The 11983-nt window shown below is 43.5% G+C and carries 6 protein-coding genes; all 6 read left to right on the top strand.

Going from position 1 to position 11983, the window contains the following annotated elements; translation table 11 throughout:
* Window positions 1-15: 15 nt before the first annotated feature.
* Window positions 16-1029, top strand: a complete 1014-nt coding sequence (locus INQ51_RS06720; protein ID WP_233377111.1) for a DUF5627 domain-containing protein — start codon at window positions 16-18, stop codon at window positions 1027-1029.
* Window positions 1030-1273: 244 nt separating this feature from the next.
* Entirely contained in the window at window positions 1274-3136 is a 1863-nt protein-coding gene (locus INQ51_RS06715; RefSeq protein WP_233377110.1) for an alginate lyase family protein, read from the top strand.
* Between the two features lie 46 nt (window positions 3137-3182).
* Window positions 3183-5084 carry a heparinase II/III family protein gene (locus INQ51_RS06710; protein WP_233377109.1) on the top strand — a complete coding sequence of 634 codons (1902 nt, stop codon included), beginning with the start codon at window positions 3183-3185 and terminating at the stop codon, window positions 5082-5084.
* Between the two features lie 110 nt (window positions 5085-5194).
* Entirely contained in the window at window positions 5195-7345 is a 2151-nt protein-coding gene (locus INQ51_RS06705; RefSeq protein ID WP_233377108.1) for a polysaccharide lyase family 8 super-sandwich domain-containing protein, read from the top strand.
* Between the two features lie 10 nt (window positions 7346-7355).
* The gene (locus INQ51_RS06700) at window positions 7356-9236 is read left to right on the top strand and encodes a heparinase II/III family protein (RefSeq protein ID WP_233377107.1); all 1881 of its coding nucleotides are present in this window, start codon (window positions 7356-7358) and stop codon (window positions 9234-9236) included.
* A gap of 10 nt (window positions 9237-9246) precedes the next feature.
* The gene (locus INQ51_RS06695; protein WP_233377106.1) at window positions 9247-11967 is read left to right on the top strand and encodes a heparinase II/III family protein; all 2721 of its coding nucleotides are present in this window, start codon (window positions 9247-9249) and stop codon (window positions 11965-11967) included.
* The last annotated feature ends 16 nt before the right edge of the window (window positions 11968-11983 follow it).

Below are 11983 nucleotides of genomic sequence, written 5' to 3'. Positions count from 1 at the left end.
GAAAAATACAGAAATATGAAAAGGATATTATTAATACTTACAATATTATCAGGGTTAACAGCATGTAATAACTTTGATATTGAACATCCTGATTTTGAATATACCTCTGGTTATTTTCCTTATCAGTTTCCGGTGAGGACACTCGTTCTGGGCGATTATATTTATGATAATTCGAATGATAATGCCCACAAATTTATCATTTCGGTGGCGATGGGCGGAGTGTATGAAAACACTATGAACAGAGAGTTTGATATTGAAGTAGATGAAAGCTTATGCAATGACATATTGTTTGGTGCCAACGGAGATACCATACATATGATGCCAAGCAACTACTTTACATTAAGCTCTAACAGCAAAATTGTTATTCCTGCAGGAAAAATGAATGGGGGAATAGAAGTACAGTTAACTGATGCTTTTTTTAACGACCCGCTGGCAATAAAACTAGGGTATGTTGTTCCAATAAGGTTAAAAGGATCAGCTGATGTTGATACCATTCTGTCCGGAAGTTCTACTAATCCGAATGCAGATATTCGTATCGCTTCTCAGTGGGCTGTTGCTCCCAAGAACTTTACCATGTTTGCCGTAAAATATATCAATGAATACCACGGTACTTATTTCCATTACGGGGCAAGTAAAGTGAAAGACAATGGCGGTAACGAACTTGAAAGTAAAACCTACAGTGAAAAGTACGTTGAAAATAACCCAACAGCCAAGTTGGTAACTACCGGAAGAAACCAGGTTTCATTAACAACGAGCTTGAACTCTGATGTAATGACCGGCGAAATCACAATGTTGTTAAATTTCTCAGGAGATAAATGTACGATCACCGGCGCAGAGGGTGCTGCTTATACCGTAAGCGGTATTGGAGAGTTTAAATCAAAAGCATACTCATGGGGCAATAAAGAGCGCGATGGTATTGTTTTGGATTTCACTGTATCCATTGATGATCAGACCTATGAAGCAAGTGATGTGTTTGTAATCAGGGACAGAGGTGTGGTTATGGAGATTTATAGCCCGGAAGCTTTTTAATCAGTAAATTCTGCAATAATAATTCAAACCGTCATCCGTCAATTGACGGATGACGGTTTTGTTTTCATACGAGTAATCTTCAATTATATTGGGTATGATTCCTGAAGTGGCATTCTTTAATGTATTGTTTACCAGAAAAGTAAGAATTCTGATAACATCTGTTTTGTTCTGCATTTCTACGTATGCGTATACTAATACTCCATCCCAGGAGAGAAAGGAATACGGCAACTTAGAAAAAGAAACAATGTTGCTTTTATCCCGGATTGAGCCCGGAGTAGCAGGAATGGGAAAAGTTTTTCAGAACAAGAATTACCCGGAAAAAGCTGCGGAAGAATTACTCATTTATTTTAGAGAAAGAAAAACTGTCAGGCATTTGGTTGAACGGTTCTCTGCAGAAGATTCAACCAGAAATTATGCTACGAAGAATGATTTCAGCATAGCCAATAACGCCCTGAAGCATATTTTTGCCAGTCAATCTGCTTACCCGCCTTCTTTTTGTGGCGATGATATTGACTGGGATTCACGTCCTGTTCCGGATAACGAGTGGATATGGCAATTGCATCGCATGTATTTCTGGAATTCAATGGCACGTGTTTACCGACAGACCCGCGATGAAAAATATGCCAGAGAGTGGGGGATTCAGTTGCTGGATTGGATAAAAAAGAACCCCAATGACGAATCACACAAATATGCGTGGCGGTCCATTGAGGCAGGAATACGTGGTTATAGCTGGACTATTCTTTTTCAACACTTTTTAGATTCGCCTTCGTTCACTCCTGAAATACTTGTCGCTTTTTTGAACAGCTTTTATGATCATGCTGAGTACTTGATGACGGTTTACCGAAGCAAAAGCAACTGGGGATTGATGGAAGCTGAAGGAATGGCTTTTATCGCAATTACCTTTCCCGAATTTAAAGATGCCGTGAAATGGCGTACCGAGGCTTTCCGGCGCCTGAACAATGAAATTAACCTGCAGGTTTATCCCGACGGGCACCAGCGCGAACTGGCCATTGGCTATCATATTGGCTGCATAAACTGGTTTTTGCGTACCCTTGAACTGGCAAAAATGAACCAGCTTGAAAACATGTTTCCTCCATCGTACCTTAAAACGATTGAGCTTATGTGTGAGGTTCCGATGAAACTTGGTTTGCCCGATGGTACAAATGCGCAATTCGGAGATGCATGGGCCGGAAGACCAGGACAACATAACAACAGGTATTTGGAGTGGGCAAAAATGTTCTCCCGCAACGACTTTTTGTATATAGCTACCGAAGGGAAGCAAGGAAGTAAGCCCGATTCTACTGCATTTGCTTTGCCACAAAGCGGATTGTATTCTATGCGCAGTGGTTGGGATAAAAATGCCACCTGTTTGGTTTTGAAATGTGGTCCCAATGGCGGAGGACATTGTCAGCCCGATAACGGAACATTTACCCTGCATGCGGGTGGCCGAACCTTAACGCCCGATGCCGGATCATACATTTATAGTGGAGATGCTGAAAACCGTGCTTGGTTTAGGCAAACCAAAGTACATCAAACGTTAACGTTGAACGGAGAAAACAGCCAGTACGCTCCGAAACTTCTGCTATGGAAGCCCGAAGAGAAACTCGATGTTCTAGTGGTTGAAAATCAGAGTTATGAGAATTTGGCGCATCGGCGCTCGGTGTTCTTTATTGATAAAAAGTACTTTGTGATTGTTGACCAGGCTTTCGGTGATGCCGCCGGTGATGTGAATATCCATTTTCAACTGGCACCGGGAAAAGAAGAGGCAATCTATGATCATGTTAATAATTCTGTCCACTCAAATTTTAGCGAAGGTTGGAATGTGTGGGTTGAATCAATGCCTCAGCCGGGGATGGAGTTAAAAGAAGAATTGGGACAAGTTTCTTTTGAGTATACCAAGAAAGAGCCCAGGCCGGCTTTTAGCTATGGTATTAAAAAGAAACAAGAGGATGCTGAAGCAAGATTTGTAACGGTAGTTGCGCCTTACCTGGGGAAAGCTCCCCGGGTTCAGGTTAAAGTGATTAATGGAAATTTATTGAATAGAAACGAATTATACCTGGAAATAATTGAAAATGGAGAGACAAAGAAAATAGGTTACAACCTGTAAAAAAGTTATCAGCAGGCAACCTTTAACTTAAATAAAACCAACTAAAATGAAAGCAAAATTAATCTCATCTATCCAACTTTTGTGTGTGATTTTGATGGTTGTTTTATCTGTACCGGCTTGGGCTGGTAATTCTGAGAAAGAACCAGAGAACGAGGAAGTACAAAAGCTCCAGAATCCAATCACGGTTGAGTACCTGAAAAAAAATCTTCGGAAGTCGCAACCACGTTTGGTTTTAAATTCCCAAATAAGAAGCAAGCTTAAAACAAAACTGAACACCGATGAGGCAGTGCAAAATATGTACAAAGCCATCAAACTAAATGCAGAGAGCATTTACACCAAGCCTTTACTCGAAAGAGTGGTTGTTGGTCGCCGGTTGTTGTCAACTTCTCGCGAAATATTGTGGCGTGTAAACATGTTGGGGATGGTATACCAGGTGGAAAGAGATAAAAAAGCACTGGCCCGTTTAAATGAAGAAGTTGTAGCTGTTTGTAACTTTTCGGATTGGAATCCCTCACATTTTCTCGACGTGGCTGAAATGTCGATGGCAGTTGCCTTTGCGCTCGACTGGACAGAGGGGAAACTACCCAGATCTACCGTTGAACTCGCCAAAACCGCTTTGATTAAAAAAGGAATAGAGCCCAGCTGGCCCGAAAGCGGGAAAAATCCCGGATGGGCATACGGGCATAACAACTGGAACCAGGTATGCAACGGTGGAATGATAGCAGCTTCCATTGTGATCGCTGAAAAAGACCCGGAACTTGCTGCCAAAACAATAAGCAGGGCATTGGATGGCATCGTTCAGGCCTTAAAACAATATGCTCCCGACGGAGTATATCCTGAAGGTTCAACTTACTGGGGCTACGGGACCAGTTTTTCAGTGGTTACATCTGCTATTTTGGAGAGCTCATTCGGAACCGACTTTGGAATCGCTGATTACCCTGCCTTTAAAGAGAGTGCGGTATTCAGGTACTTAATGAATGCTCCATCGGGTTGGTATTACAATTTTGCCGATTGTGGGGATAAGCGAAGTGCGTCGGGAGACGTTATTCTAGCGTGGTTTGCAACGAAAACCGGTAATGCTGAATTTTTTGAGAAGGAAAGATTCTTAATGCCTGCCGAAGAAATGGGTAAATTATCGAGACTTGGCGGTGCAGCCTTGGTTTGGTTATCGCAATACAAAGAAAGCGAGGATGTAAAAATGCCCAATGCCTGGAAAGGCGACGGGTCAAATCCGATTGTTGTTTTCAAAGGAGATGCAGGTGATGAGCATAATTATTACTTCGGAGGAAAGGGAGGCCGGGCAACAACCAGCCACGGAAACATGGATGCCGGATCCTTTATTTTTGAGTTAAACGGCGTGCGCTGGGTGATCGATCCGGGTAATCAGAGTTACCATGAATTGGAAAAGACCGGATTTGATTTGTGGGGAAGTTGCCAGGATTGCGAACGCTGGACTTTACTGACAAAAAATAATTTTGGACACAGTACGATCTCGGTTAACGACCAACTATTTATCAATAATGGTCAGGCTACTCTGATTGATTTTAGCGAAGGCGAAAATCCAAAAGCCTCATTTGACTTAACGGCGGTTTACGGAGAAAACCTGAAAAAAGCGGTACGCACCTTTGAGAAAGACAGCCCCGTTTCATTGGTCATTGAGGATAAGATCCAAATCTCAGAGTCATCGAAATTAATTACCTGGCAGTTACTTACAACGGCCGATGTTGAAATCACACCAAGCGGCGCATTGTTAAAACAAGACGGAAAAGAGCTTAAGGTTGAGAATCAGACCCATCCGGAGCTGACTTTTTCGGTCGTTTCTCTCGATCCTGCACCGATGGAACTCGATCGTCAGATAAAAGGATTAAAGCGAATAGAGCTCCGTATTCCTGCCTGGACCTGCAAAAACGGGAAAGACCAGATTCGAATCAGACTGTCTGAAAATTAAGTTCAAAACAGGTCTCGGAACCTGAACATTGGAAAAAGCGGAACTATCAGAATAGATATGGATTCCTGTTATTCCGGACTATCGGGTTAAAGAAATAAAAAGACTGGCTTATGAAATATTTATTGCAAACACTGATCCTGGTTCTTTTTCAAGTTGCCTTTATCCAAAGCAATGCGACTACCTCAGACATTGATGTTGTAAAAAAGCGTGTGTTGAAACAGGCGATGCAACCGGTGGCGGATAATAATGTAATTGAGAAACTGCTTATATCTATCCGGGAGGATGGTACTTGGCCGGGAATTAATTATGCCGATGTTTCGCGAGAGGGATTTCAGCATGCAAGGCATTCGTCCAACATGGTTATCCTGGCAAGGGCATATAAAAGTAAAGAGTCAAAATATTACAACAAAAAGGACGTAAAGGCGGTAATTGAAAAATCCCTGAGAAACTGGGTTGATCACGATTATTTCTGCGATAACTGGTGGCATAATCAGATTGGAACACCCAACAGTTTGGTAACATTAATGCTACTGGTTGGCGACGAGCTTCCCAAAGATTTGGTAGCTAAGGCGCAACCTATCATTGGGCGTGCACACCTGACGGCTTCCGGAGCACGCCCCAGCGGCGACCGGATAAAAATTGCGGGCATTCTTGCTAAAAATCTGCTTTTTCTAGGCGATAAAGAGCAATTCGACGAGGTGATCAAAGTAATTGAAAATGAAATAAAATTCAATACCGGGCAGCGTGGAATGCAACACGATTTCAGTTTCCATCACCGGCAGGACAGGGTAAACAACACCTTGTCGTACGGGCTTGGTTATGCCGATGCTTTTGCCGAGTGGGCTGCCTATGTGGCAAGTACCGAATATGCTTTTTCAGAAGAAAAAATTGATCAGCTGGTGGATTATTTTCTGGATGGAATCTGCAAACAGATGGTTTATGGGCGGTCTGATGACCCCGGAACAAAAAACCGCGATGTTTCCCGGCCAGAAAGTGGCAGACCCGCAGGAACGGCTACTCCCGAAAGATTGTTGAACTCGACGGATTACCGAAAAGCCGAACTGGATGAAATAATTAGAATCAGGAGAGGAGAAGCTGCTCCAACCTTATCATTTGATAAATTCTTCTGGCAAACCGAACATTATTCCCATCAGCGGCCCGAATATTTTACCTCTGTCCGGATGTTTTCTACCCGTAACCGAAATATGGAAGAACCTTACAACAGCGAAGGACTTAAAAACCATCATAAAGCAGACGGAGCCAACTACATTTCAGTTACCGGCGAAGAATATACCAATATTGCACCCGTGTTCGATTGGCAAAAAATACCGGGGACTACTGTGCTGCAAAAACCGGAATTACCAGCGCCACGCGAAATACAAAAAGATGGCCTTACGGATTTTGTGGGCGCGGTAACAGATGGAATTTATGGTGCTGTCGGCTTCGATTTTAAAAGCCCACACGATCCGCTTTCCGCAAAAAAAGCCTGGTTTTTTTTCGATAAGGAATATGTTTGTTTGGGGGCCGCAATAAAATCACAAAGCAACCTTCCGGTAGCTACCGCGCTTAACCAGTGTCCGTTGAAGGGAGATGTGACAGTGGGATCAAGCAGTCAAAAATCAATCCTTGAAAAAGGAGATCATCAGTTGGAAAGAGCAGATTGGATTCTTCATGATGGCATTGGCTACCTGTTCCCGAAATCGGCAAAAGTTAACGTGTCGAACCAGGCACAAACCGGTAGCTGGTATTCCATTAATAAACAGGTTAACTCCCCCAAAGAGGAGATAAGCCTGGATGTGTTTAAACTTTGGCTGGATCACGGTAGCCGGTCAGAGAATGAAAGTTACGAATACATTATTGTACCAGCGGTTACTGAAGAACAACTGGAGAATTCGCCTGACCGGGGAATCTCAGTTTTGTCTAATACGGCTAAAATTCAGGCAGTAAAACATTCGGGCTTGCAATTGTGCCAGGCTGTGTTTTACAAAGCTGGGGAACTTCAGGTTTCTGAGAAAGTGAAAATTATATCCGATCATCCCGGAATTGTAATGATTAAAATGGAGCAGGATAAAGTGATCAGTTTATCGGTGGTCGATCCTGCACGAAATTTAGGGAAATACCATCTTGCCATTTCAGGAAAAACAGCTAATCAGGGCGATAACTTTATCGCTTCATGGGATGAAAAAAGCGGGCTAACCCGTATTTCAGTTGACTTACCACAAGGAGTTTACTGTGGGAAAAGTGTAACCATTAATTTATAGAAACGGAGAAATGAAGAAATGTTATTTGATAGTGGGATTCTTGTTTTTTATGTTGTTTTCATCTTTTGGGTGTGTTAAGGACGACGCAGAAAATAATCAGGGTGAAGCTAAGAGTATTAATCATCCCCGTATTTTGCTCTTAAAGGGAGAGGAACAGCAAATTAAAGATTTGATTGCATCTGATCCTACCTGGGCAAAAATGCACCAGGCCATCCTGACTGAGTGTAGCAAAATTCTGGCAAAATCGCCGGTAGAAAGAGTTTTAATCGGCCGCCGGTTGCTCGATAAATCGAGGGAATGTCTTCGAAGGGTATTTTACCTCTCTTACGCCTACCGGATGACAGGTAAAGAGGTTTACTTTATCCGTGCAGAATCGGAGTTACTGGCCGTGGCAGAATTTAGTGATTGGAATCCCTCGCATTTTCTCGATGTGGCCGAAATGACCATGGGAATGGCCATCGGTTACGACTGGCTTTACGATAAACTGCCGGAAGATTCACGTGAAAAAATCAGTGAAGCGATTGTTTCAAAAGGTTTGTATCCTTCCTTCGACAGTAAATACAATTGGTTTTTAACTTCCTCGAACAACTGGAACCAGGTGTGTAATGCCGGCATGACTTACGGAGCACTTGCCGTACAGGAAGATTATCCGGATCTGGCTCAACAGATCATCGATCGTGCTTTTGAAACCATTAAATTATCAATGGGAGAGTACCAGCCCGATGGTGTTTACCCTGAAGGATACAGTTATTGGGGATATGGAAGTTCTTTCAACGTAATGTTTTTAAGTGCGGTGGAAAAAGTCCTGGGATCCGATGAAGGATTAAATGCTACAAGGGGTTTTCTAGAGACGGCCCGATATCTTGAGCATGTGTTGGCACCTTCGGGAAAATGTTTTAACTACAGCGACTGTGGTCTCGGGGGAAACCTGAGTCCTGCTATGTTTTGGTTTGCGGAAAAATCAGATAATCCTTCTCTGTTGTGGTCGGAAAACAAATTCCTTCAGAACAGTGATTTCTCCAAATTTACCGGCGATCGTCTTCTGCCTGCAATTATGATCTGGGGGAAAAATATCCCGCTGGATCAAATTTCCGAACCATCAGAAAAAAGCTGGATGGGGCAGGGGGCGAATCCCGTTGCTATGATGCGTACATCATGGACGGATGAAAATGCTGTTTTTCTTGGGTTTAAAGCCGGTTCCCCGTCTGTAAACCATGGACACATGGATGTAGGCTCTTTTGTAATGGAGGCCGAAGGTGTGCGTTGGGCTTCAGATCCAGGAATGCAAAGTTACGAATCGCTGGAGTCAAAAGGGATGTCGATTTTTGGACGAAGCCAGGATGCGCAACGTTGGACCATTTACCGGATGAACAATCATTCGCACAACGTTTTAACAGTAAACAATGAGTTGCAGAAAGTATCGGGCTATGCAAAAATTGATAAGTTCTCGGATGCTGAAGATTTCAGGTTTGCTGTGTCCGATATCTCGTCGGTTTATAAGGATCTGTTGAAAAAAGCAGTTCGCGGTGTCGCTATCAAAGACGAAAAATACGTGGTGGTTCGCGATGAGATTGAGACGCCCGGTAATGCAGTTAAAGTAAAGTGGGCAATCTTCACTTCTGCCAGTGTTGAATTGAGTGAACAGTCGGCCACTCTCTCGATTGGTGATAAAAAATTGTATCTGAAAGTGGAAGGGCTGGAAAACCTGACCATGAAAACATGGAGCACCGCTCCGACCAATGACTACGATGCCCAAAATCCGGGAACGGTTATGGTGGGCTTTGAATGTGAAATTCCTGCAAACACTTCCAAGAGTTTTGAAGTATTGCTGGTTCCTGAGAAATATGCCAACGTGGCTTTGCCTTTAGACAAGACATTAAGTAACTGGTGATTTTTTTAAGATGAAAAGGAATAAAATTGGTCTGCTTATTTTCCTGTTGTTTTCGCTTCTTCAGCTTAGGGCACAACAAAGTAATCCACATATTTTGGTTAAACCCGAAGATAAACAAGCGGTGTTAGACAAAATCGACAAGCAACTGTGGGCAAAAACCATTTTCGACAACATGCGAAAAAATGTGGAGTCCTATGCTGATCGTCATCAAACCGATAAAGAATGGATTTTGAGCCGTTACCTGATGAACCGTGTTCCCGGCAAACGATACACAACGGTTTATTCCGACAATTCGGGAAAAAAGCTAATAAAGTGGGAGGGAGATGCTCCGGTTCCTACAGTAAGGGTGAATACTTATTTGCGCACACCTATAACGGAAAAAGGCAGCTCGTATCGAAAACCTACCATCGAGGAGCTTGTACCCAACGATACCTGTAGGTTGATGTTCCTGTTTAATCCCGAGACGGGGGAAAAGGAGTGGGTCGATCCGCAGGCTTATATTACCTCGATCAACAGTGATATTAACAAACTGGCACAGGATGCTGCTATTCTGTACTGGCTCACCGGCGAAGAAAAGTTTGCCACTTTTGCTGCCGATATTATTGATCAATGGGCAAAAGGTGCCTATTACCAGGAACCTATTGTTGGACCGTGCCGCACCGGCTTTCTCGACATGCAGACCCTTGGTGATGCAGCTTCCCGTTCGCTGATTGTTGCTTACGATTTTATCAAGCCATTTATGAGGCAGAAAAATTATGACCTCAGTTATTATGATACGGTGTTTGAGAAGATTGCATCAACTTTGGCTTTTCGTGGTTACTGGAATAACAACTGGTACGCTGCCGAAAGCTCAACCATGGTTTTTGCGGCACTGAGCCTTGAAAATCCGCAAAAAAGGGATTATTATCTTCAGTTTTTTCTTGAAAAAGATACCATCAACGGTAGTTGCGGGCAACTGGCGTTACCGTCTACGGTAGAAAAATGGCTCACTCACGACGGGCATTGGAAAGAACCGGGAGGTTATCACAATTATCCGGTGGGCAATCTTTTGGTTGCAGCGCTCGCCCTCGAAAATAATGGTTTTGATGTTTTTCTTCAGTTTCCTGCCCTCTTTAGGGCTTCTTATGCCATGTTAAAGTATTCGTTTCCAAATCTTACGGTTTCTGCTTTTGGAGATACCGGAAGGTCTTCGCAAAGCGCAGAATCGCTGGAAATAGGATTGATAGGAGCGGTAAAGTATAAACAGCCCGAATTGCCAGAGATGCTGGCATCAATGAAAAAACTGATGGATGGCGGTAAATACCGGCGCGATGATTCAGGATTCGTAGGCTTGCTTTGTTATCTACCCGAAATACCGGAGGCAACATCATCTTTTGAATGGCCCAGAACCGGAACACTCGATTTTGCACGGTATTATCTGCAACGTAACGGTACCGATCCAAAAACCGGATTGATGGTGGGCGTTCAGGGAGCTACCTACAACCACAACCATTGCAACGGAATGGCCATGGAATTGTACGGTCTGGGTGAAGTAATGGGAATTGATGCGGGCACGGGACCCAATTACGAACATCCGATGCACCGCAATTACTACAGCCAGTGGGCTGCACATAACACTGTGGTGGCTGCCGGTGCTTCCAGTTCTGTTCCTTTCAGCGGTTCGGCCGGCACAAAACAAATCGGGGAGATCGAATTGGCCGCTATGGAACCCATGCCCGACAAAGAAGCAGTGTCGCCCGATTATTCGTTTACCGATACCCGGTATTTCGATAAATCCACGAACACGAACCAGTTAAGAACCCTGGCCGTTGTGCGCACTTCGCCTTCGTCGGGATATTATGTCGATATTTTCCGCTCCGACAATGAAGTGAGCAACGATTATGTGTACCACAACATGGGGGAAGGGCTCGTGTTAACCGACAAAAAGAGCGATGTTTTGAAAACGGTTTCAACAAATTATCCGTTGACTGGAAAAGACTATCCGGGATTCCGCTTTTTTACGGATGTTCAAAAGCTGGAAAATTATTCGGGGAATATTACAGCATTGTTTACGATCAAAGAAAATGAACTTCCGGATAAATATATGCAGGTACTTGTTCCGGGGGCAAAGGACCGTACCTACTTCACCGCATTGTCGCCAAAGGTGAAAACGTCAGGGCATCAATATAAAAATCTTCCGCAACCTGTTTTTACTGTTCGTGCGCAGGGAGAAGCCTGGGCTGAGCCTTTTATTGCCGTTTTCGAACCTTTTGAGGGGACAGGAAACCAATCGATCAAGGCGGTAGAAAAAATAGAGGAACTAAGCAGTTCCCAAAACACAGTGTTGAAAGTTTATAACAGGAATAACACGGAGCAGATTGTTTTGCAGGGAAACGATTGTGAGGCGAGAATCGATGGAAAAGATATCCGGTTTCAGGGTTATTTCGGAATCGTTTCGTTAAAAAACAACCAGCCGGAACACCTCTACCTGGGCAAAGGAAAGGAAATCGGATACGGTCCGGTGTCGCTGAAAGCCGAAAAGGAGCATGTCTCTGCTGAGATTCGAAAAATTGATAAGAACTCCTATTGGGTGAATTGTACCCATCCCATGAAACTTATTCTGGAGAATTCAACGATAAAAGAAGTCATTTTGGATATAAACGGTTTATCGCAGAAAATAACAACAGAACCTGCCGGAAAGGGAATGTCGGTTTCAATCCCTTCGGTTATGGGTGCAGTGGTGAAATGGTAAGAGAAACAAATTATTG

This window comes from Maribellus sp. CM-23, from assembly GCF_021354595.1.
Classification (GTDB): Bacteria; Bacteroidota; Bacteroidia; order Bacteroidales; family Prolixibacteraceae; genus Draconibacterium.
This window is presented reverse-complemented; position numbering and strand designations above follow the sequence as displayed.